24 protein-coding genes are annotated in these 21,992 nt (G+C 59.0%); 8 read left to right on the forward strand and 16 right to left on the reverse strand.

Annotated elements, in window-relative coordinates:
* Nucleotides 1-61 precede the first annotated feature (61 nt).
* Nucleotides 62-577 (reverse strand): DUF6933 domain-containing protein, encoded by a 516-nt coding sequence (locus C6571_RS20265; RefSeq protein ID WP_420852898.1) that lies wholly within the window; start codon nt 575-577, stop codon nt 62-64.
* Nucleotides 578-920: 343 nt separating this feature from the next.
* On the opposite strand from C6571_RS20265, the gene C6571_RS15900 reads away from it, so the two are divergent.
* A complete protein-coding gene (locus tag C6571_RS15900; RefSeq protein ID WP_106447554.1) occupies nt 921-1,976 on the forward strand; it encodes a CHAT domain-containing protein in 1,056 nt (351 codons plus the stop codon).
* Between the two features lie 6 nt (nt 1,977-1,982).
* Here the strand turns inward: C6571_RS15900 and cap4 are convergent, their stop codons facing one another.
* Genes cap4 through C6571_RS15920 form a run of 4 tightly spaced genes read right to left on the reverse strand, consistent with a single transcriptional unit; the run spans nt 1,983 to nt 6,574 of the window.
* Nucleotides 1,983-3,380 (reverse strand): CD-NTase-associated endodeoxyribonuclease Cap4, encoded by a 1,398-nt coding sequence (gene cap4 / locus C6571_RS15905; protein WP_106447555.1) that lies wholly within the window; start codon nt 3,378-3,380, stop codon nt 1,983-1,985.
* Nucleotides 3,377-3,847 carry a M67 family metallopeptidase gene (locus C6571_RS15910; RefSeq protein ID WP_106447556.1) on the reverse strand — a complete coding sequence of 157 codons (471 nt, stop codon included), beginning with the start codon at nt 3,845-3,847 and terminating at the stop codon, nt 3,377-3,379. The genes cap4 and C6571_RS15910 overlap by 4 nt, the downstream gene beginning before the upstream one ends.
* The gene (locus C6571_RS15915; protein WP_106447557.1) at nt 3,822-5,582 is read right to left on the reverse strand and encodes a ThiF family adenylyltransferase; all 1,761 of its coding nucleotides are present in this window, start codon (nt 5,580-5,582) and stop codon (nt 3,822-3,824) included. The genes C6571_RS15910 and C6571_RS15915 overlap by 26 nt, the downstream gene beginning before the upstream one ends.
* Nucleotides 5,579-6,574, reverse strand: coding sequence for an SMODS domain-containing nucleotidyltransferase (locus C6571_RS15920; RefSeq protein WP_106447558.1), 996 nt, complete (start codon nt 6,572-6,574; stop codon nt 5,579-5,581). The genes C6571_RS15915 and C6571_RS15920 overlap by 4 nt, the downstream gene beginning before the upstream one ends.
* Before the next feature lie 282 nt (nt 6,575-6,856).
* On the opposite strand from C6571_RS15920, the gene C6571_RS15925 reads away from it, so the two are divergent.
* The 4 genes from C6571_RS15925 (at nt 6,857) to C6571_RS15940 (ending at nt 9,626) form a co-directional block, all read left to right on the forward strand.
* Nucleotides 6,857-7,243 (forward strand): helix-turn-helix domain-containing protein, encoded by a 387-nt coding sequence (locus C6571_RS15925; RefSeq protein ID WP_106447559.1) that lies wholly within the window; start codon nt 6,857-6,859, stop codon nt 7,241-7,243.
* Nucleotides 7,244-8,113 (forward strand): ImmA/IrrE family metallo-endopeptidase, encoded by an 870-nt coding sequence (locus C6571_RS15930; RefSeq protein ID WP_106447560.1) that lies wholly within the window; start codon nt 7,244-7,246, stop codon nt 8,111-8,113. It begins immediately after the preceding gene.
* A 119-nt stretch (nt 8,114-8,232) separates the two neighbouring features.
* Nucleotides 8,233-8,556, forward strand: a complete 324-nt coding sequence (locus C6571_RS19745) for an IPTL-CTERM sorting domain-containing protein (RefSeq protein ID WP_170094769.1) — start codon at nt 8,233-8,235, stop codon at nt 8,554-8,556.
* Nucleotides 8,557-9,101: 545 nt separating this feature from the next.
* Nucleotides 9,102-9,626, forward strand: coding sequence for a DUF7482 domain-containing protein (locus C6571_RS15940; protein WP_106447562.1), 525 nt, complete (start codon nt 9,102-9,104; stop codon nt 9,624-9,626).
* Between the two features lie 113 nt (nt 9,627-9,739).
* Here C6571_RS15940 and C6571_RS15945 read toward each other — a convergent pair whose 3' ends face one another.
* From C6571_RS15945 to C6571_RS15960, 4 genes are all read right to left on the reverse strand, one after another.
* The gene (locus tag C6571_RS15945) at nt 9,740-10,183 is read right to left on the reverse strand and encodes a hypothetical protein (RefSeq protein ID WP_245901314.1); all 444 of its coding nucleotides are present in this window, start codon (nt 10,181-10,183) and stop codon (nt 9,740-9,742) included.
* The gene (locus tag C6571_RS15950; protein WP_170094773.1) at nt 10,173-10,775 is read right to left on the reverse strand and encodes a sigma-70 family RNA polymerase sigma factor; all 603 of its coding nucleotides are present in this window, start codon (nt 10,773-10,775) and stop codon (nt 10,173-10,175) included. Before C6571_RS15950 ends, C6571_RS15945 begins: the two co-directional genes overlap by 11 nt.
* Nucleotides 10,768-11,274 (reverse strand): VOC family protein, encoded by a 507-nt coding sequence (locus C6571_RS15955; protein ID WP_106447564.1) that lies wholly within the window; start codon nt 11,272-11,274, stop codon nt 10,768-10,770. The genes C6571_RS15950 and C6571_RS15955 overlap by 8 nt, the downstream gene beginning before the upstream one ends.
* Nucleotides 11,275-11,424: 150 nt before the next feature.
* Nucleotides 11,425-11,781, reverse strand: a complete 357-nt coding sequence (locus C6571_RS15960; RefSeq protein ID WP_106447565.1) for a DMT family protein — start codon at nt 11,779-11,781, stop codon at nt 11,425-11,427.
* Between the two features lie 95 nt (nt 11,782-11,876).
* Here C6571_RS15960 and C6571_RS15965 point away from each other — a divergent pair, with 95 nt between their 5' ends.
* On the forward strand, nt 11,877-12,884 hold the full coding sequence (locus tag C6571_RS15965) for an IS5 family transposase (protein ID WP_170094759.1): 1,008 nt from the start codon (nt 11,877-11,879) through the stop codon (nt 12,882-12,884).
* Nucleotides 12,885-13,039: 155 nt separating this feature from the next.
* Here the strand turns inward: C6571_RS15965 and C6571_RS20270 are convergent, their stop codons facing one another.
* Together C6571_RS20270 and C6571_RS19565 are read right to left on the reverse strand one after the other, a co-directional pair.
* On the reverse strand, nt 13,040-13,330 hold the full coding sequence (locus tag C6571_RS20270; RefSeq protein WP_146139355.1) for a DUF1010 domain-containing protein: 291 nt from the start codon (nt 13,328-13,330) through the stop codon (nt 13,040-13,042).
* Nucleotides 13,331-13,339: 9 nt separating this feature from the next.
* On the reverse strand, nt 13,340-13,591 hold the full coding sequence (locus C6571_RS19565) for a hypothetical protein (RefSeq protein ID WP_146139356.1): 252 nt from the start codon (nt 13,589-13,591) through the stop codon (nt 13,340-13,342).
* A gap of 147 nt (nt 13,592-13,738) precedes the next feature.
* On the opposite strand from C6571_RS19565, the gene C6571_RS15970 reads away from it, so the two are divergent.
* The gene (locus C6571_RS15970) at nt 13,739-14,746 is read left to right on the forward strand and encodes an IS5 family transposase (RefSeq protein WP_170094759.1); all 1,008 of its coding nucleotides are present in this window, start codon (nt 13,739-13,741) and stop codon (nt 14,744-14,746) included.
* Between the two features lie 409 nt (nt 14,747-15,155).
* Here C6571_RS15970 and C6571_RS15975 read toward each other — a convergent pair whose 3' ends face one another.
* From C6571_RS15975 to C6571_RS15995, 5 genes are all read right to left on the reverse strand, one after another.
* Entirely contained in the window at nt 15,156-16,157 is a 1,002-nt protein-coding gene (locus tag C6571_RS15975; RefSeq protein ID WP_106447566.1) for a hypothetical protein, read from the reverse strand.
* Nucleotides 16,158-16,384: 227 nt separating this feature from the next.
* Complete coding sequence (gene mmsB / locus C6571_RS15980; protein ID WP_106447567.1) at nt 16,385-17,281, reverse strand: 3-hydroxyisobutyrate dehydrogenase; 897 nt, start codon at nt 17,279-17,281, stop codon at nt 16,385-16,387.
* Between the two features lie 112 nt (nt 17,282-17,393).
* Nucleotides 17,394-17,813, reverse strand: coding sequence for a TfoX/Sxy family protein (locus C6571_RS15985; RefSeq protein WP_106447568.1), 420 nt, complete (start codon nt 17,811-17,813; stop codon nt 17,394-17,396).
* A 74-nt stretch (nt 17,814-17,887) separates the two neighbouring features.
* Nucleotides 17,888-19,054 (reverse strand): acyl-CoA dehydrogenase family protein, encoded by a 1,167-nt coding sequence (locus C6571_RS15990; protein WP_106447569.1) that lies wholly within the window; start codon nt 19,052-19,054, stop codon nt 17,888-17,890.
* A gap of 238 nt (nt 19,055-19,292) precedes the next feature.
* A complete protein-coding gene (locus tag C6571_RS15995; protein ID WP_106447570.1) occupies nt 19,293-20,816 on the reverse strand; it encodes a CoA-acylating methylmalonate-semialdehyde dehydrogenase in 1,524 nt (507 codons plus the stop codon).
* 165 nt (nt 20,817-20,981) lie between these two features.
* Between C6571_RS15995 and C6571_RS16000 the strand changes: the two genes are divergently transcribed.
* A complete protein-coding gene (locus C6571_RS16000; protein ID WP_106447571.1) occupies nt 20,982-21,881 on the forward strand; it encodes a LysR family transcriptional regulator in 900 nt (299 codons plus the stop codon).
* The last annotated feature ends 111 nt before the right edge of the window (nt 21,882-21,992 follow it).

Below are 21,992 nucleotides of genomic sequence, written 5' to 3' on the forward strand. Positions count from 1 at the left end.
TTCTGTTCAGGCTTACAACCGCTTGGCAGCGAGTGCGGCCGATTGGAGTGGGCACAGGCAGTCATTCGCTGCGGGCGGCACTTAGCGCACGGTGCGTGGCAAAGGCTGCAGCGGTTGCTCGATCCGGCGTTCCATATTCAATGACCTTCATGGGTGTCTTTGCCAACCAAAGCGAATGCGCCAGGAGCGTTCGATCGGGGAAGTGGGTCAGCCCGACTTGGAGTTGAAACACCATGTCGTTAAGCGAGCCCAAGATGCTCCGGCTAGCGGTCTTCCCTACGACCCAGTGCTGCATCGCGTGGCGCTCGGCGACTATGTCGTCTACTGGAACTCCAATGGACACAAGCATTGGATCCAGGGTCTCGACGATTCGCTGAACAAGAGAACGCCCGTCTTTTGCTGACACTACCACTGGCAACAGGGTTCGCTCGGCGACAGCCAACACGACCTGGGTCCGTCCGACACGAACCAGATTGGCATACCAATCGCCAAGTACCGTACTTGGCGAAGCGGTTCCGGCTACAGGGGCTGCATTGAGCCTATCCAGAAGCTTCTGAGTGCAGCGAAATGTGAACACAGCACGACGACAGAATTTGAGATTAGACGAGTATCAGGCCATGCACGGTCGCTTCCTGGCGCGAAGCAGTCCTACGAGTCGCTACCCGTTGAACGTCGGCTAACGGATACAGCTGTCGCTCGGACGGTCTGCCGTCAGTGGCGCCGATCAGCCTAAAGCAGCGTTCACGAACGGCCGGTCTGCAGCGGTTGCAGTCTGTCATGTTTGGATCGTGACCGACCGATCACTGCTGCAAAGCGGCCGAGCGAAGAGCTTGACACATGTAAGATCTTCAGTCGTATGAAAGAAGAGTGGCAAGCCGATTCAACTTTGAATTGACCCGATGCCATAGAGGAGGGTGGAAATGAGTGTGGATATGTACCGACGTCAGGTCACTCAGATTCTGGATGGCATTGCCAAAGCAATGGACCAAAAGGCAAAGGAAGTACAAAAGGCTGCCGACGCAGGTAAAAAATCCCTTGCCGCAAGATCCGCCGCGAACAAAACCAGCACTACCTCAATCCTTCAAAGTAAATTGCGCGAGGCTAGTCGATATGCTGAAGAGCAAGCAAAACATGAGCGTGAGGTGGCTAAGCTAGAGAAGAAGATCGCGGACGAGCAGAAAAAGCTTGGGACGGCTCAAGGGAGGCTGGACAGCGAAGAGACGAAAGCGCTGAAAAAAAGAAATGAGGAGCAAAAGCGCCAGCAGGATGCTCAGCAGATGCAGTTGCGAACGATGAAATCGAGTCTGATGCAGCACGAGGTACTTCATCGCGAGACCATTGCACGCGTTGATCTGTTAAGTGCATTGCCCGAGCAAATCGTGGTCGCGTTCTTCGCTACTGATCCGGCAACGGCGTCCGACCGCAGGCTTCTTTTGGACGAAGAGGTACGAGAGATTCAGCAGAAAATCCGTCTCTCAGATCACCGCGATGCCGTCAAACTCGAGTCACGCTGGGCTTTACGGTCTGGAGACATTCTTCAGTACATGAATGAGCTGGGACCTACTGTTGTCCACTTTAGTGGGCATGGCACCAACCAAGACGAGTTGGTTCTGCAGGACCGTAACGGTGATGCAGCCTTCGTTTCTCTAGCAAGCCTAGTGGGTACATTTGAGCTTTTTGACTCTGTTCGGCTGGTGTTCTTTAACACATGCCATTCGTACAACCAAGCGGCCGCCTGCACTCAATACGTAGATGCTGCCATCGGTATGAATCAGGAAATTGGCGACACAGCAGCACGTGTATTTGCCTCACAGTTCTACTCCGCTATTGGTTTTGGCAAGTCAATTCCCAATGCGTTCAGGCAAGCTAAAAATGCTTTGATGCTCGAAGGAATACCAGAAGATTCGACGCCGGAACTCCATCTGCGTAGCGGGATTGAGGAGTCTGATTTAATCCTGGTCAAGCCCAAGGTCTGAGGGCGTTTATCGAAGCCGGACCGTGGGTATGTACTTTCCCTGGTCCCAGTCGTACAGCTGAATGGCACCGATGCCGTTGATCCGGTGGCCAAGCGCCATCGCAAAAACAGAGGGCGCCTTGATGAAGAGGTGAATGCAACTCAACTGATGCCGACCGCGGAACTCAGCCAACTTCACCTTGGCTTCGTGCACTGCCCGGTTCAGTGTGGCAATGTCCGAGACAACGGAACTGGAGGTCATCGACAGCTTTGGCGATGTGTCCAGGCCGAATGCCTTAGCCTGAACGTCGACATCCGCATTCGAGACGATGGGGAAGCTGATGGCGACCACCCCCTCCAGCCCACTTGAGGTGACAGCACTCTCGTGGTCAGCAAAGAACTGCTCTTTTGCCTGCTCATGAACCGACGTGTCAAAGAGCTGGTCGTTGTGTTCCATGATGAGCGTGAAGTTGCCTGTTGCCGAGAAGGTGTGTCCCAACAGACACGCAGTCGACATACGATGCTTGGCTGTAAGGCCAATGCCGCGGCGCGGCCGACTGGCCAACACGAACTTTCCCAATTCCGCCAAGCTGCGCTGCAATTGCTCCCAGGCCATTTGACCAGCAGTTCCTCTGTTCGGGCCGTTGAAGGCCGACACGTCCAGGCCAAGGGGGCCGAGATCAAAGCCCAGACCTGATAGCTGCAAGGCGGACGGCCTGGCCCGCCAACGTTCAGCCGCCCCTGGCACGCTGTCCATAAGGGCCTGTTCGATGTCCTTGCGATAGACAACGCCCTTCGCTGACTGTGCCACGAGCTCCTTGCATTTCGCACGAAAGGCGTCCTCCTCTTGGCGACGCAGGTTCAGTTCAGAAAGGTACCTGCCCATGTTCATACCAAAACCGGGCCCAACTTGGGCGTCGCTGTATTGAACAAAGGCCACGCGCTCCAGAACGAAAGTGGCAAGCTCTGACGTCTGACCCAGCTTGACAATGGAATCCACGATGTCCTCTGCAGCAGCGATACGGATGGAGGAGTCTTGATTCAGCGCCTCTGCGGGGCCACGGTATCGCGCAAGCTTGTTGAACAGCGGAGCAAACTCACCAACGAAGCCGCCACACAGAAGCACAAACTGTACATACTCGTCCTGAGCGGAATCGTGCAATTCCTTGAAGTGCGCGACCTCATTCCAGAACTCTGCTTTGCTGAGCTGATGTCGCTTGGCCTCGTACGTGATGCAGTAAGTCCCGCCGCCGGGTCGGAAGTAGCGGAACTCAATGTCACCAAGAAGCTCGCTGACTGCATGGCTGAAGGCGGTCTCTGCCAGAAGGCGTGGAATGCTCTCCAGCAGGTAGGCGTCTTGGTACTCGAATCCGCTTCGAGCGACCACGCCGCCAAGTGCCTGCGACTGGAAAAGTGGTGAATTCATCTGCAGCTTTCGAACACAAGAGTTGAGTGGCCGAATCTTCCGTCTGGAAGGTAGGTGTGTGTACTACCCTCGAGTTGCCCAGATGTGTTCAGCTTCAATATCAACAAGACCACGAAGTTCGCTTGCACTTGGCGGTTGGTGACGATGTCTAACATTGAGCCGTGATCTGTCGAGCTCGGCTGCACTGAGAAACTCGGATGCGAATGCCATTCGCCCAGGTAGTTGAACCGCCGGAAGTCGTTGCCCTGCTTGGCGCAGAAGCGCTTGATCGAGGCTGCGACGCCAGAAAGGCTCCGCACGAAGCTTGCGACCGTTCCAGGTCGCTGCACGGTGACCATCCGGACTGCGAACTGGTCAATGCCTACATGCTCTCCCAGAAGCAGCCCGCCGCATTCTCGTACTCCCGCATGCCTTAGAGCACGGGTTAGCGCGGTTTGAACATCAGCTGGCAGTATCAGCTGCAGCATCAGGGCCGTCCTCCATCGCCGACTGCAACCCCTCGAGGATTCGCACGTCCTCAGGACAAAGCAACTTCACCGTCTCGGGTGTGAGTAGGGCTGTCGAGCAATCGATGGGTATCGTGTCGAATGGCTGCTTGAACTCCCAGAACTTGCGGTAGCCCATCAAGTAAGCTGCGACCGGATATTCAGACTGTTCTCCGGCGCACAGCGTGTCGATGGCGAATTGCGTCATTGAGGCGGCTAAGGCCGACACATCAGCATCGCTACCGACGAGCACCTGACCATCAACGGCCATGGCATAGCGCCGAGCATCCTGTGCCTCTTGGCCTAGCACGGGTTCGAGCTGCGCCATGTAGGCGTGAATGCATGCGCGTATGGACGCCGCGTCTCCATCCAGGCCTGGCCGACTGCGCGCCATTTGACTGCCAAAGCCACCCGCAAAGACTTCACCCCAGACCATGGGCAACTTCGCCGACTTGCACAGTGCCGACAGCGTCAGGAACGCGTGGGGATTGGCTGTTGCATCAATCACGAGGCTGCATTCGGTCAGAGCGTCGTACAACCGTGCCATGACCCCGGGGTTCTCTTGTGCGCCGATGTTCAATTGAGTGGCTTCCACCATCACGCCCGGAGCCACCAACTCAATGTCGCGCTTGAGTGCATCTACTTTGTTGAAGCCCACAGACCGCCAATCCAGAGCGTTGCGCACAAGGTTCGCAGCACCCAAAATGTCCTCGTCCACCAACGTGAATCTCCTAACACCTGCACGCGCCATGGATAGTGCAATCTTTCCTCCCAGAGACCCTGCACCCACGATAGCAACATGAGCGTCTGCGAGCGGGCGAAAGCTGTCGGGCAGTCGGCCACCCTTGTCGTTGGAAAAATCAAGCAGGTGATACTCCGTGAGGCGCTCGGAAGCATCCACCTGAAACGCTCGGAGCTTATTCGTAGGGCTGTGCACGACGATGAAGTATTCGTGAGCAAGGTTGGCATCGCGCGCACCGATGGGCCAGAGTTCTCCGAGTTGGGCCCTTAACGCCTGCAGATTGAGATCACCCGAGTGCAGAGCTTCACCCTGAGCAATGACAAGCCAACCGGCTTGAACACAGGCGCCTGGCCAGCCACTAGCAGGCACTTCCGCCACCTGCATTTTTGATACGTCGCCGATGCAGGTTGGAACTGCGACCCGGACGCCGTCCAATGAGGAGAGATGTATTTCGAGTGGATACAGGCCAGGGGCAGCGCGTGCTCGCAGCAGTTCCTGAAACCCGGTCGACAGGACGAAGCGGTACGGTTCGAACCGCGCTTCTTGCGCTGCGTTCAGTTCGTGGCGCGACAGCGGCGCCTTGAGCCGTCGAGGTGAGGTGTAGCTGATGAGTTCGCTCCAAAGGAGCTTATGTGCGCTGCGAACCAGATCGGCACCAGTAAATGTCGAAACCCAGTTGTCTGGGCCGTACTCCAGACATAGCACCCCATCGCCACCAAACTGGTGCCGGCTCACCCGATTCTCAGCATGCCGTGGACGGATGAAGGCGGGCACGTCAGGGAACAGGGATGGATACACCAGTACCCCATCGAAGACCCAGTCGCCAACCCTGAACTGAAAGTACGCACATAGGTTCCCAGTTCCGGCCTTTCCCCAGCCGTTCAGTTTGAAGGTGTGAATTTCGGATGGGAGAGCCTGCAGAAGGCGCGCCTCGCGCACCATCCGACTGGGCTGGGCCTGCAACGGCGACATCATGCGAACCCGCTCGGCTTGTTGGGGACTGCGGCCACTGCCGGGAACGAAAGCCCCACACCGACAACCGGGCGCACCAGCGACGACGCGGCAGAGCGGGAAGAGGCAGCTGCGGGGAAGCAGGATCCCAGGACCTCGCGCCACTTCTCTAGTGCCTTGTCGTCGTCCGTCTCGTTCTTGGCATCCCGGGCCAGCTTTGCATGCTCCTTGACCTTGTCATAGAAGATTTGAAACTCGTCGGCCGTCACATGAGAGAACACGTTGTTGCCGGCTACCCCTGGGTCTTCCAAGAACGGCACCAGGCCTGCCGCGGCGTAGCCAGCGTAATCGTCGCGAATGGACTCCAGCAGATCCACAAACAATGCCTCGTAGTTGGATTGTGTCGTGCTCATGAACTTCGAAACCACGCACTCCAGGATGAAACCCTTCGGGCGGCGCAGGTCGGCGAGATTGACGCGGCGCCACCACTTGAAGAGCTTAACCAGCGGCTTGAAACGGCCGCCCGTGCGACTGTTCTCGTCAATCGTCCACTGCGTATGCGCAGGAGGGTTGGTGGTCAGCCATTGGCCGAGCTGTTTGTCCGGGATAAGGTAAGACAGCCCGTTCTCGATGATGGGCACCACGTCCATATCAACCGTGGACAGCGTTACGGCGATTGAGCGGCGGTTGACCTTGACGTTTTTGTAGCCGGCGTCGCGCAGAGCCTTCTCCAGGGTGGTGAGTACGTCGTCGGGGTCATCGTCCTTGCTGTGCTTCGTCACCACGATGATGTCCACGTCGGGGCGCTGAAGTACGCCGTCGATTTTCTGAGGACGGATCGCGGTGTCCCGCTTGTGCGAACCAGACAGGAAGTCGGTCTTATGAACCTTGGCGAACTCATCATCCGATTTCAGGGCGGCACGCAGCGTCGTATGTGCGCTGGAACAGGCGTTAACGGTGGAGGTCGAGGGCTCAATCTCGTAGAGGAGGTCAGTAAATTGCTTTTGCGTAGTCATTGGTGCACCCGTAGGTTGGCATTGCGAACGCGATGATGTTGTGGCAAAGTCTGTTGTCCAGACGGAACAACGGTCATCAACCTTGCCAATACAATGTGCCCCGTTAAACGCTTGAGTCGTGTTGTCTGGCTGGACAACAGTATATCGAAATCATCTTTGCCTGCAAGAGGGCTACCGCTTTTCTATGTCCATTGATTCTTGAGTCGACAACATCTGACATCCGCCAATTCGTATTGGCTGCACACTGGGAATCTGGCCCCTACTTTGAATTCAGGAAAACACATGCCACAAACCGGCCTGGGAACGGCGCTCCGCGAGCTCCGAGAACGGCGCACCCTCTCATTGCGGGAGTTGGGCCAACTGGCAACCATCGACCACGCCTACGTTCATCGACTGGAAAGCGGAGAGAAAGCAAGCCCATCGCAAGAGCTGCTCGAAAAGCTCTTGAAAGTCTTGAAGCCAAGTGACCGAGACGCCGAAGTCATTTCCTGGCTGGTGGAACACCCTGATACAGATGTCGACTTGGTGAGGTATGTTCTGGCCGATGACTCTATTGCCACGGACATATTTACGGCGGCAGCTGGTGTTCGTCATCGCGGGACAGCCCGGCCGGACCCCGCCACCTTAATCGCTCGAATCAGGAGAGCTTTTGAAGAGGACGACGAATAGATGGATGAAGCAGACGTCTTGCAACGAGCTCGAGCCTTTGTGGCAGGCGTCGATACCTCCAACATTCAGACTGATCTCTGCCCGTATCTGGTGGCCGCCAATGCCAAGGTCATCAAAGAAGAGATGGGAAAGGGGGAGTCAGGCTCCACCATCACAACACCCAAAGGCAAGCACATCATCCATGTGAACTCGCTGGAGAGCGAGAGACGGCAGCGGTTCACCGTGTGCCATGAGCTTGCCCATATCGTGCTTGGACTGCCATCAACTCATGACGAAGTTCCATCCTGGTCGTTCTCAAAGCGAGACTCTAATGAGGTGATGTGCGATCTCTTCGCTGCCGAGCTGCTGATGCCGTACCAGCAGTGGTTGAACAAGGTGCCCGATGGCGATCCTTCGCTCGAGGTCATTGAATTCATGGCTGCTGAGTTCCAGACCTCATTTCCTGCCGCAGCATCCCGCTACGCGAATCTTGCGAGCATTCCCTGCGCGTTCGTCACTATGGACAGGGGAATGGTTAGGTATGCCGCCCGGTCCACAACCCTGCGCCACGCAAACGCCCGCATTCCTGCTCGGACGCCGGTTCCACCTGGGTCGGTGGCGTACGACATAAGGGCGGGCGGTGTTAGTGGAACCCGAGTGGATGAGGTCGCTCAGGACGTATGGTTTGAGAACTGGGAGAAGGGTCTCGACATGTTCGAGCTATCCAGGCACTACCAACCCACCGACACTACGCTGTCCCTCTTATGGTTTGACGAAGAGGATCTGCCAGAAGTCGAGGTCACCCGCTTCGGCGTACGCCTTGTGGATGACGGTGGTCTTGCCGAACTGACCGGAGAGCTTCCCTGGCCGAGTGGGAAAAGGCGTCGGTAGATAGCTCTGTGTTGAATGATGTTCTAACGAAGGACTTAGAGCGATGCCGAACTTTCCTCAGCGGGTACGCGACAACATCCTTCCGCTCTCCGAAAATCAGACGCTCGCCGAGGCTTTCGATGAGTGGAGGCACGCAGTTCTGGAAGTTTGGCCCTGCCACCCCCGCCGTTGGTGGCGTGGCGGCGGCATCTACCTGGTTCCAGCTTGGTGGCGCATCTCTCAGTGGTGACCGCCTGACGGTGACCTACACCGTTGCCGATGACGGCGTGGGTGACTCTAACGCGACCCCAGGCAGCATCAGTGACCCTTTTGCGCTGGCAGCCGGCCCTCTCGGCGGTGGTGCGGTAGGTATTCCCGTGGATGCGCCTTGGGCGCTGGGGCTGCTGTCGGCGGTATTGGGGTTCTTGGGCTGGCGCAGGCAGCGGGCACTGTTAAAAGGTTGATGGGTGCCAAGTGGCGGGCTCACGTCTCAATGGAATTCAAGACGGCGCCTGCGCCCCACCCATGGGAGCCCTATCCGATCGCGGGCCCCGCGCAGTACAGCGGTCAATTTGCTCGTGAAAAGTCCGATGACCGGTATTGGTGATAGCGGTCGTTGGTCAGCCAAAACTGGATGACTGCCCCCAGCCTCGAGACGTCGTTCGGCTTCACGAACTGAAGGGCTTTTCGCGTCGGGAACGGACGTCAGTAGCCTTGTACCCTCCATCACTTCGCACAAACAGAAGCGGGTGCAGCGCAGTAGGGCAAAGCGGAGCGAAGGAGTTTCCACTGCGGTTCGCAATGGCTCCATGATTGGCTCCATGGCAATCTGCTGGCGCACCGCGCTGCTACTGTTTGCACCGCCCTACGCTCGCTTTCTGCCTCGTGATCGACCACATGTAAGCGCATCTCAGGGCCTCAGCAGAGCGCCTTGAAGCCCCTCCCCGCCCCCATGGCACCATGGAGCGGGGATTTTTTTTGCCACAGCTTTGGATGGAAGGCCTGCCAGATGAAAACTTCAATCACCGCAGCCGCTGTGCTCGCCGCTGCCTTGCTTGCCGGCTGCGCCAGCCCCGGCTTTGACGCCGGTCGAACGGAAACCGTGCTGCCCCTGAAGCGTGCCTGGGTGGATGGGCGCACCGTGGAATACGTGACCACCGATATTTCCGACGCCGCCATGGCTAAGGCCGCCGGCGCCAACTACGCGCCGCGTCTGGCCGGCGCGGTGGGCATCACCGGTCGCTCGTCGGTGCTGGAGCGGGTGTACAAGTTTCCGGCGGGCGAGCAGATCAGCATCTTCCAGTCGGCGCCGCTGCCTGCTGGCGGCGCCAACGCTGTCGCGGCCTACAGCCCCTTGTGGCGACTGGTGTTGGTGCGTTGGCAGGTTCCGGCCGCCGGGCGCGAGCTGAAATCCGAGGAAGAGCTGCTGGCGGCGCAAGAGCGCGGCGAGGTGATGCTGGAGCAGACCGCAATTGTTGCCAACTGCCCGATCACGCGAACCGTGGATGGCAGCGCGCTGCGCGGCGTGCGCTGAAGCCCAGGGCTGACAACTGCGCGAACCTTGGCCGAGGGTTCGCCAGCGTGTGAACAGGCGTTTGCAAGCAGCAGCGAGCGACTGCAAGCCGGCCCGCACATCGCCGTGCCGCCTTACAGGGCCGACCAGCGCGCAATCAGGCCATAGAGATGCATCAGCCCGATCACCAGGCAAATGCCCGACGACACCCGCCAGAAGGTTTGGGCGTTCTCGGGGAACGCCGGCTTGAGCAGCGGGAACGACGCCGCCCGGGCCAGGTACACGGCGGAAATGGTGATAAGCGCCGGCTTGGTGAACGGCAGTCTGGCAATGACGCCAGCGCCCGAGAAGGCGTAGGCAGCCCAGACGAACAGAACGCCAGCGATCGCAAGCGTGACGACAGTCGCTTGGACTTTGCCCGCCTCTGCCGCGCGCGCCATCTTTTCGCCGGCGCCCATGAACCGGTAAGCCGGTACCCCCACAAAGACGCACGCGAGGTGCGCCAGCGCGGCGGCCGCGCTGAGCGCGCCGCCTATGACAAGCGCCTGGGTTCCAGAGATGGATGATTCAAGAGGCACAAGCACCCTTGCAAGGCGCATCGGATGAGTGACGGCGATAGTCCGTGACAAGGCCACCCGTCATCTCGACATGGCAGCAGTCCAGCAACTTTGCTTTGAGCATGAACCTTGCTCGACTTGCTCGGCTCTTGATTGCGGACAACGACACACCCTGCTCGTCAGCCACGGTCTGCATGCTATTTCCGTCAAATTCAGTGGCAAGCAAGGTGTCGCGATAGATTGCGGGGAGCTGCCGGGCAAGCGGCCTGAGACACATCGCAAGCTCCTGATGCAGAAGCGCATCATCGGCATATTGCGTATCTGGCAGATTCTCATCCAGCTCCATCGCGTCAGGCCGTGCCGAGCGGTAGTGGTCAACCAACGTGGTTCGGGCGGCGGCATAGAGCCATCCCGTTAGATTATTGGGGGCTCGATTGGCGCTGATCGCAGCCGATGCCTTGACGAAGACGTCTTGAATGAGGTCTTCAACCAGGTTTGGATCGCTCACGCGCCTGCGCAAGTAGTTGCGCAGACTGCCGCGCAGAGCGGCGAAGGCCGCCCCAAGGTCTTCTGAAGTTGTGGGCGCAGCCAGCAGCGTTTCCACTTCAGCCACAACAAGCCGCCTGCGACGCTGACGAACCGTTCGGGATGCAGCAAGCAGCCTTGGCAGAAGGCGCATCCTGATCCGACCCGCGAAGAGGAATGCAGCATGCACCCGTCTGATGTGCCGTGTCGCTGCCAAATTCAGGTGCATCAGACACCGTGTGAAAATGCTCCCACGCCAGTCCTTGCGGATCAATCGTCCAATGCTTTTCGCTATTGGAATAGCAGCAGGCGGATTTTTCCTGATCCAACACTTCTCCCGGAGATGCTGCGTCCGCCCGTGTTTTTAATTCAGCGAGTTCTTGCACTGAATCGGCCTGGAAGCCGAAGTGGTTCACGCCGACCGCGTGACCTCTCGCAGAAATCGCAAAATTGATTCGTGGATCGTCGAGCATCCACTTTGCGTAGTCATCTTGCTTTTTTGTAGGCGGCTGGCCGAACAGCTTGCTATAGAAATCGATGCTGGTCTCCATGTTCTCTACGGCAACGTGGGCGTGAAAGCGTTTCATGTCTAGCTCCTGTCTGGTCGCATCAAGATGGATGCACCTGTATAGACGCAGAAAACACAAAAAGGTCGCAAGCGATGCCTTGTGCCTAATAAAAAAGGAAGCGGCTGGCCGGGGAACAGGGCGCCAGGCTGACAGGTGAGAGAGCGAAAATCATGCGCCACCCCATTTGCTTCGAAATATGAAATACACCGCGCCAAGAATGCAGAACGCTGCCCAAAGATAATCGAGCTTCAGTGGCTCCTTCATGTAGAAAAAGGCAAACGGAACAAAAACGGTGAGCGTGATTACTTCCTGCAGAATTTTGAGCTGACCGAGCGGCAAGGCCGTATACCCGATACGGTTTGCGGGAACCTGCAGCATGTACTCAAAGAACGCAATGCCCCAACTGACGAGCGCCGCCACGAACCATGGCTTGGCGCTGAGATCCTTCAAATGCGCGTACCAGGCGAATGTCATGAAGACATTGCTGAGGGAGAGGAGGAGGACTGTCAGTCCAATTGCGCGCATATATCTAGGGAAATGCTGATTTATTCGACGCAGTGCGTCTACGGCGAAGCGATCTGAAGCGTTGATAGTCACAGGGCGACCCGAGACGAAACATCATGAAGCAGATCAGCTTTGCCACAGCCGAACACCAGACGAAGAAGCGGGTGACGCGACGCGAGAAGTTTCTCGCGGAGATGAACCAAGTGGTGCCGTGGGCCCGGTTGATCGAAGCCGTTGAGCCGTACTACCCCACGGGCAAGCGCGGCCGCCCACCCATTGGGCTCGAGCGCATGCTGCGCTTGTACTTTGTGCAGCAGTGGTACGGCTTGGCCGATGAAGCGCTGGAAGACGCGGTCAGCGACAGCGCTGCGATCCGCAGCTTTGTGGGCATTGACCTGGGGCGCGAAGAGGCGCCCGATGCCACAACGGTGTTGAAGTTTCGCCGCCGGCTGGAGGACAACCAGCTCACCGAGGTGATGTTTTCCCAGATCAACGCCCACCTGAGCGAGCGCGGTCTGATGATGCGCGAGGGCACGATGGTGGACGCCACCATCATCAATGCGCCGAGTTCGACCAAGAACGAACGCAAGGAGCGTGACCCCGAAATGCACCAAACCAAGAAGCGCAACCAGTGGTACTTCGGCATGAAGGCGCACATCGGCGCGGATGCTGACTCGGGCCTGGTGCATAGCGTGCATGTCACGTCGGCCAACGAATCCGATGTGGCCCACACGCATGAGTTGCTGCACGGACAAGAGAGTGAAGTGTTTGCCGATGCGGGCTACGTGGGTGTGGAAAAGCGCGAAGAGATCATCAAGGCCCAGGAGGCCGGAGACATCCAATCGGACGTCAAGTGGAACGTGGCCATGGGGCGGGCCAAACTCAAGGGTATGGCCGAGGGGGCACTCAAGGAACTCACGCAAGCGCTGGAGCGCGTTAAGGCGCAAATCAGGGCGCGGGTCGAGCACCCGTTCCATGTAGTGAAGAACTTGTTCAAGCACCAGAAGAGCCGCTACAAAGGCTTGGCCAAGAACGGCGCGCAGATGTTCAGCTTATTTGGCCTGGCCAATTTGGTGATCGCCAAGAAACGATTGCTGGCGTTGCAAGCCCAAGGAGCGTCTTGAACGGGAGATCGGCCCCGATAGGGGAGAAAACCGGGCCTTCTGGCCCTTGAAATCGACAAAAACAGACTTCAATCAGATCGCATCGTGAAATCCAAAAGCCATCACATGTTGGCCTGCGCGAAGCGGTGATTGATCAGCGTTTCCCTAGTAGTAAGTTAGCGAACAAAATATGCAGTTCGCTGTGGGTCGGTCCGCTTCACAGCCCGGTTAGACGCGGCAATAAATACCGCGTGCGACAGCTCAACGGCCGGCGCGAACTGTGCAAAAACGCCGGGCCACGGAGGCGACGTAATGCGTGCAAAATCATAGCTTCTAGAGCGCACTGCGTAAGTGCTAGATGCGAAATAAACCAAAAACCTGTGAAGCGCCTGCCGGCGAAACCCAACGCTACGCAAAAATCCGAACGGAAAATCGCTTGAAAAGCTGAATGCGCGTGAAACAACCATGACCAGAAACTACAGCTTTCTGCGCAGGACCAACTTTGGAGGTGACCGGTCTGCCGGAGGCAAGTCCGGTTGGCTGAAGGGCTTGCTTGCATTAGCCATTTCGCCATGCATTACTTGGATGTGCGCATTGAGGTTGGCTTTTCTTTTGCCGCAGATGGGGCAGACCTCTTTTAGGATTTTATGCAGTAAGATAAAATTTTTCTCATGCAGTCGTTTGGATAAATGCCTTTCGTAGAAGTAATTAATGACACTTGGTGTCATGTCGTTTCCACGACACGATCTAATATCAAGTTCATTAAAGAGATGTGCCATCCGTGCTAGGGAAATGCTGATTTATTCGACGCAGTGCGTCTACGGCGAAGCGATCTGAAGCGTTGATAGTCACAGGGCGACCCGAGACGAAACATCATGAAGCAGATCAGCTTTGCCACAGCCGAACACCAGACGAAGAAGCGGGTGACGCGACGCGAGAAGTTTCTCGCGGAGATGAACCAAGTGGTGCCGTGGGCCCGGTTGATCGAAGCCGTTGAGCCGTACTACCCCACGGGCAAGCGCGGCCGCCCACCCATTGGGCTCGAGCGCATGCTGCGCTTGTACTTTGTGCAGCAGTGGTACGGCTTGGCCGATGAAGCGCTGGAAGACGCGGTCAGCGACAGCGCTGCGATCCGCAGCTTTGTGGGCATTGACCTGGGGCGCGAAGAGGCGCCCGATGCCACAACGGTGTTGAAGTTTCGCCGCCGGCTGGAGGACAACCAGCTCACCGAGGTGATGTTTTCCCAGATCAACGCCCACCTGAGCGAGCGCGGTCTGATGATGCGCGAGGGCACGATGGTGGACGCCACCATCATCAATGCGCCGAGTTCGACCAAGAACGAACGCAAGGAGCGTGACCCCGAAATGCACCAAACCAAGAAGCGCAACCAGTGGTACTTCGGCATGAAGGCGCACATCGGCGCGGATGCTGACTCGGGCCTGGTGCATAGCGTGCATGTCACGTCGGCCAACGAATCCGATGTGGCCCACACGCATGAGTTGCTGCACGGACAAGAGAGTGAAGTGTTTGCCGATGCGGGCTACGTGGGTGTGGAAAAGCGCGAAGAGATCATCAAGGCCCAGGAGGCCGGAGACATCCAATCGGACGTCAAGTGGAACGTGGCCATGGGGCGGGCCAAACTCAAGGGTATGGCCGAGGGGGCACTCAAGGAACTCACGCAAGCGCTGGAGCGCGTTAAGGCGCAAATCAGGGCGCGGGTCGAGCACCCGTTCCATGTAGTGAAGAACTTGTTCAAGCACCAGAAGAGCCGCTACAAAGGCTTGGCCAAGAACGGCGCGCAGATGTTCAGCTTATTTGGCCTGGCCAATTTGGTGATCGCCAAGAAACGATTGCTGGCGTTGCAAGCCCAAGGAGCGTCTTGAACGGGAGATCGGCCCCGATAGGGGAGAAAACCGGGCCTTCTGGCCCTTGAAATCGACAAAAACAGACTTCAATCAGATCGCATCGTGAAATCCAAAAGCCATCACATGTTGGCCTGCGCGAAGCGGTGATTGATCAGCGTTTCCCTAGAGGCGACTTAACACCTGCATTGGAGTAGATCCGAAACAAATCAGCCGCTGCATCACAAAACTCACTACGGTATGTGGTCGCGCCTGGCGCTATATAGCTATTTCGCCCAGTGATAGCTGGGCCTTGATTTTTTCTGCAAAAATCAAGGAGTATTTTTTCTCGATTTTGATCTCTGTGGCTCAGTTGCATGTCGAAGGCTAACACTTGATGGGGCGCCGTTAGGTTTCCCGCTTGACTGATGGATAGATCGCATTTCCGCCGCTATGCAGCACTGGCCTTCCCACCGAGTGTCCTCGCAATTTCAACGATCTTGAGGTCCGATTCAGAGCCGCCTTTGGAGTCGAGGTAGCCCGTTGCCGTAGACCCGAAGATTGCGCGCGTTGCTTCCATCAGAACTGCGTCCTTCGTCGGATCGTCGCTAGCCGCGTTTGAGAACGCCTGGAATGTCTGGAGACTAAGCGCACGATGACGGTTCACCGTCGATAGATGTTTCAGCGCCTTGTATGTTTTTCCGCACCAAAGAGTCGCGGTGAAAAGAACCACAAGTGCAGCAAGTTTGCCGCCAAATCGCTGCGCAATACTTGGAACGTCGTCGCCTGCTATGGGATATAACCATACGATGATGGCAAAACCTAGCGTGAGTGCAGCCCCACCCGCAGTCAATAACAGCCATTTTCTAGCCTGATCATCCAGGGAAACTGCTTCGTTCTTGAAGTCTTGCGTAAAGACCGCAGCTCCTGCAGCAGCCGACGCTTCGCGCGCTTGGGTGATTATTCCCTCGATCTCCGATTGTCGAGCCTGGATGGTTGCCTTGGCACTCTCAATCAAGGTTTGAGCTTGACCAACTGATGTTGTCAAGGCGTCGATGTTCTTCGCGACATCGCCCTTTTGATAGGCTAGAAATGGGATCCAGGGGCTTGCAATTGTGTAGAGCTGATCAGCCCGACCATGAATCTCGTTGACTAGGTTGTCGCGAGTTTGTGTAGGCGTTTCTTGCTCGATATTGAACATATCAACGCGTGCAAAGACTTCCGAGGTTTGCTTTGTCTCAGATTGGATTTGAGTGACAGCGGAATCCGTGAGGTATTCCAAGGGAAGAACGCTAAGGTGGGCTAGGAGTTCGAAGACGCGCTTGAAGTCTTGCGCAGCCTTCTCGAACGTGATGGAACCCCACTCGGATCGGGATTCGAGTCGGTTTTCACGAAAGGCTAGGGCCTTGCCGATCTCTACTCGAAGTGCTTCAGCAGATTCATGGGTTGCCAAGGTGATCTCCTAATGCGGTCAAACTAGAAATGGACGACAGCGCCAGCGCCAGCGCTATGGCAGGGCGGAGAAAAAGTGTAAGTGTGACTTGTTGCTTCGTGACTGTGACGCGAAAAGACGATAGGTAAGCTTCAAAATCCCGGATTAAAACGAGAGCGGGCGCTGCGATGTGGTCACATCCTACAGCGCCTGTCTCAACTTGTAACGCGCAAGCGCGCAGCAGCAGTTCAGTTCTTCTTCTGCACCATCTTGATCACGCTGGAAAAATCCTCCCCGCCATGCCCCGCCAGGCTGTGCGCCGCATAAATCGAGCGCGCCAGGCCACCCAACGGCGTGCTGGCCTTCATGGCCGTGGCGTTTTCCTGCGCCAAGCCCAAATCCTTCAGCATCAGGTCCGTCCCGAAACCGCCCGCGTAGCCTTTGCTGGCGGGGGCGTTCTCGTGCACGCCGGGGAAGGGGTTGTATTTTTCCAGTGCCCAGTTGCCGCCCGAGCTTCGGCGCATGATCTCTGACAGCACTCTGGGGTCGAGGCCGTTGGCGACGCCCAGGGCAATCGCCTCAGAGGTGCCGGCCATCAGGATGCCGAGCAGCATGTTGTTGCAGATCTTGGCGGTCTGGCCGGCGCCTACGGCTCCGGCGTGGAAGATGTTGGCGCCCATTTTCTCGAGCAGGGGGCGGGCGCGTTCCAGCGCGGCTGCGTCGCCGCCAACCATGAAGGTGAGGGTGCCGGCAATGGCGCCGCCGGTGCCGCCGGATACCGGCGCGTCGATGAAGGCAATGCCGGCCGCTTCTGCGGCTTTGGCGACTTTCTGGCTGGTGGCGGCGGCAATGGTCGAGCTGTCAATGACCAGCGTGCCTTTGGCGATGGACCCAAGCAGTCCGGGCTGGCCGTCGCGCCCCAGGTAAAGGGCTTCGACATGCTGGCTGGCGGGCAGCATGCTGATGACGACTTCGGCGCCCTGCACGGCGGCGGTGGCGTCGGCAGCGATCTTCAGGCCGCCCTCGCCGCACTTCTCGCAAGCGGGTTTGGAGAGGTCAAAGGCGCGGACGTCGTGGCCGGCTTTTTGCAGGTTGAGGGCCATGGGGCCGCCCATGTTGCCTAGGCCGATGAATGCGATTTGCATGGTGGTGTCTCCTGTTGGTACTGAGGGTTGAGGGCAGGTTTGCTTTGTTTTTGATAGCTGCTTGCACTTATAGGATGTGCGCTAGGGGCCAAAAAAGCTTGAAATTTGCGCACTAATGCTGGCGGAACTTGTGCTCGGCCTCCAGGCCGGATGCCGTCGGCGGCTTGCGGCGGCGCGGCGAGGCTCTGGCCTGCGGGTTGAAGGCGAGGGCGCCGCCAATCCAGCGCTGCCACTGGGCGCGGGTGGCGTAGGCGTCGGGCTCGACCCAGAAGTAGCCGCGCATGCCGCCGCGTGGGTCCATTTCGCGCAGGCCAGGGGTTTCGGCGGTGGCTTCGTGCTCGTCGGGCGGCAGGCGCACCAGCAGGTCTTCGCGTTTGACGGCCACGCAGAACTTGCCGTCCACCATGAAGGCGCAGCTGCCAAACAGCGTGCGTTCTTCTACCGGAATTTCCGCGCCCAGCTGCTCGGCCAGCGCGTCCCGCACGGCGGCAATCAGGTGCAGGGTTTCGTCGGCCAGAGGGCGAGCGGGCATGGCGGCAGCGGTTGGATTGTTGACAAAAAAGGCCGCTATCGCTTGTCGGTCATGCGCTAGCAGCTACTGAAATGCTAGCGAATCGCATCGGGAGCGTCGCCCTCCAGCATGCGCCGCGCAATGATGACGCGCATGATTTCGTTCGTGCCTTCCAGAATCTGGTGCACGCGGGCATCGCGCAGCAGGCGTTCCAGCGGGTACTCGCGGATGTAGCCGTAGCCGCCGTGCAGTTGCAGGGCGTCGTTGCAGACGGCAAAGCCGGCGTCGGTGGCGAAGCGCTTGGCCATGGCGCAGTAGGTACTGGCGTCGGGCGCGCCGGCGTCGAGTTTGCTGGCGGCCAGGCGCACCATTTGCCGCGCGGCGACGAGTTCGGTCGCCATGTCGGCCAGCTTGAACTGCAGCGCCTGAAAGCTCGCCAGCGCTTTGCCGAACTGCTTGCGCTCCTGCATGTAGCTTTGTGCCTGCGTCAACGCGCCCTGCGCGGCGCCGATCGAGCAGGTGGCGATGTTGATGCGCCCGCCGTCCAGCCCCTTCATGGCGATCTTGAAGCCTTCGCCTTCGCTGCCGAGCAAGTGGTCGGCCGGGATTTCGACGTTGTCAAAACTGATGGTGCGCGTGGGCTGGCTGTTCCAGCCCATTTTTTCTTCCTTCTTGCCGTAGCTGACGCCGGGGGCGTCGGCCGGCACGGCAAAGGCGCTGATGCCGCGCGCGCCCGATGCAGCGTCGCCGGTGCGGGCCATGAGCACCAGCACGTCGGTGGCGCCGGCGCCGGAGATGAAGGCTTTGGAGCCGTTGATGCGGTAACCGCTTTCCGTTCGGTCGGCGCGGGTTTTGAGCGAGGCGGCGTCGGACCCGGCGCCGGGCTCGGTCAGGCAGTACGAGGCCAGTTTTTGTCCGCTGGTCAGCGGCTCGCCCCAGCGCTCGCGCACCGCTTCGGTTCCCCAGGTGCCGAGCATCCAGGTCGCCATGTTGTGGATGGTGATGAAGGCGGTGGTGGACGGGTCAAACGCCGCCATTTCCTCGAACACCAGCGTGGCATCGAGCCGGGGCAGCGCCAGGCCACCAATCGATTCGGGCGCGTACAGCCCGCAAAAACCCAGCTCGCCGGCTTTGGCAATCGTCTCTTTGGGGAAGATGGCCTGCGCATCCCACTCGGCCGCGTGCGGCGCCAGCTCGGCCACCGCGAAGTCGCGCGCAGTCTGTGCAAAGGCGCGCTGGTCTTCGTTGAGTTCAAAGTCCATCAGCGGGTCTCCCAGTAGGTTTGCTTTTGTTTTGATAGCTGCCAGCGCTTACTGAATAAGCGCTAGCAGCGGTTTTAACCGATACCCTGCGTGCCAGGCGTCAGCGAGGTAGCAGAGACTGCGCCCCATAGTTCGGCAGCGGGGTCAGAGCACGAGTTTCGCAGGGCGAAATCGTGATCTGACCCCGTTGCCTGTGCCGCGCGGTGCGCAACGCTGCGGCGCGTGCCTGCACCGCTCCTCACTTCAACGAAATCGTGGTGTTCACGCCGTGCGAAGTCGTGCTGTCATCAAACCAGCGCGCCGTCACGGTCTTGGTCTGCGTGTAGAACATCACCACTTGCTTGCCGTAGGGGCCCAGGTCGCCCAATTTGGAAGCGCGCGAACCGGTGAACGAGAACAGCGGGACTGGCACCGGGATCGGCAGGTTGATGCCGACCTGGCCGACGTCGATGTCTTCCTGGAACTTGCGTGCCGCAGCGCCCGACTGCGTGAAGATGGCGGTGCCGTTGCCGTTGGGGTTGGCGTTGATGAATTCGATGGCTTGGTCCAGGTCGTCGGCGGCGACGATGGCCAGCACCGGGCCGAATACTTCCTGGTCGTAAATGGCCATGCCGGGTTTGACGCCCGAGAAGATGGTCGGGCCGACGAAGTTGCCTTTCTCGAAGCCCGCCACGGTGGGCTTGCGGCCGTCGAGTTCGAGCTTGGCGCCCTCGGCAATGCCGCGCTCGATCAGGCCTTCCACGCGCGAGAGCGCGGCGCAGGAGATCAGCGGGCCGACGTCGGTGCCGGCTTCGGTACCCGCGTTGACCTTGAGCGTCTTGGTCTTCTCGACGAGCTCGGGAATCCACTTCTGCGCTTCGCCCACCAGCACGACCACCGACAGCGCCATGCAGCGCTGGCCAGCGGCGCCAAACGCCGCGCCTGCCAAGGCGTTCAGGGTCTGGTCTTTGTTCGCGTCGGGCAGGATGATGGCGTGGTTCTTCGCGCCCATCATGCATTGCGCGCGCTTGCCGGCCAGGGTGGCGCGGTTGTACACATGCGTGCCGACCTTGGTCGAGCCGACGAAGGAGACGGCCTTGATGTCCGGGTGGTCGCACAGCGCGTTCACCGCCATTTCTCCGCCGTGCACCACGTTGAGCACGCCGGGCGGAATGCCGGCTTCCAGCGCCAGCTCCACCAGGCGCATGGTGACCATGGGGTCTTGCTCGGAAGGCTTGAGCACGAAGGTATTGCCGGTGGCAATCGCCATGGGGAACATCCACAGCGGAATCATGGCCGGGAAGTTGAATGGGGTGATGCCGGCGCACACGCCCAGCGGTTGCAGCAGCGTGTAGGTGTCGACGCCACCGGCCACGTTGTTGGCCAGCTCGCCCAGCTGCAGGTTGCCAATGCTGGCGGCGTGCTCGACCACTTCGAGGCCACGGAACACATCGCCCTCGGCGTCTGGCAGGGTCTTGCCTTGCTCGGCGGTGAGCAGCGCGGCCAGTTCGGCCATGTTTTCGCGGATCAGTTGCTGGTACTTGAGGAAGATGCGCGCGCGGGTGCCAATGGCGGTTTTCTTCCAGGTCTTGAAGGCTTCCTTGCCCGAGGCGATGGCGGCCTCGATTTCGTCCTGGGTGGCAAACGGTACGCGCGCCAGCACCTCCTGCGTGGCCGGGTTCACCACATCGCGCCACTCTTTGGTTTTGGACTCAACAAACTTGCCACCGATCAGCAGTTTGACGGTGGGGGCGAGGGCGGCGACGGGCGTGGGTGCGTTCATGGGAAGTCTCCAGTAAAGAGGGCAGGGTGGCGGCACTGGCAACAGTGCAGAGAACCCTGGCATGGTAGCTGTGCAGAATTGTCAGCACAATAGACAATCATGCGCACGGAGTTTGCAAAAACGCACATCTCATCCGTAGCGAACACATAAAGAGGCCCGACATCGATGGACTGGGACAACCTGCGCTATTTTCTGGAGCTGGCGCGCGCCGGTACGCTGGTAGGTGCCGCGCGCCGGCTGGGGGTGGACCACACAACAGTGGCGCGGCGCATTCAGGCGCTGGAAAAGCAGGTGGGCGCGCCGCTGTTTGCGCGCGAAGCGGCCGGGCACCGGCTCAGCGAGGCCGGACGCGGCCTGCTGCCTCAGGTCGAAGGCATGGAGGCGGCGTTTCTGGCGGTGGAGCACGCCGCGCCCGGCGTACGCCAGGGCTTGCACGGCGCGGTGCGCATTGGCGCCACCGAAGGCTTTGGCAACCTGGTGCTGGCGCCGCAGCTGGCGCAGTTTGCGTCGGAGCACCCCGGTCTGGTGATTGACTTGCTGGCTTTGCCGCGCCTGGTGCACTTGTCGCGCCGCGAAGCCGATATTGTGATTTCGCTGGAGCGCCCGGCGCGCGGCGCGGTGCTGGTGGTCAAGCTGACCGATTACGTGCTGCAGCTCTACGGCGCACCCGACTACCTGGCGGCACACCCGCCCATTCGCAGCCCGGCCGATCTGGCGGGGCACAGCTTTGTCAGCTATGTGGACGATCTGCTGTTCACCAAGGAGCTGCAAATCCTCGACGAACTGCACCGCCCGGCGCATTTTTCGCTGCGCAGCACCAGTGTATTGGCCCAGTACGAGGCCGTGCGTGCCGGAGCGGGGCTGGGGGTTCTGCCGGCGTTTGTTGCGGCGCAGGACCCCAGCTTGCGCCGCGTACTACCCAGTGCCGCGCACTTTGTACGCACCTTCTGGATGTCAATGCCCGAAGAAAACAAGCATGTCTCGCGCATGCAGGCCACCTGGGAGTTCGTGCGCAGCGCGGTGGCGGCAAAACAAGAACATCTATTGCCATCGAATGCTATATAAAAGAGAGCGTTAAAGGCATGTCAGATAAGCGCTAGAAGCCAATTTCCTTGGAATTTTCTCTGTGCAGATGCACCGACGCCGAGAATCGACCAGCAAGGGGCCCGCTTATTC

The sequence above is a fragment of the Simplicispira suum genome (assembly GCF_003008595.1).
Classification (GTDB): domain Bacteria; phylum Pseudomonadota; class Gammaproteobacteria; order Burkholderiales; family Burkholderiaceae_C; genus Simplicispira; species Simplicispira suum.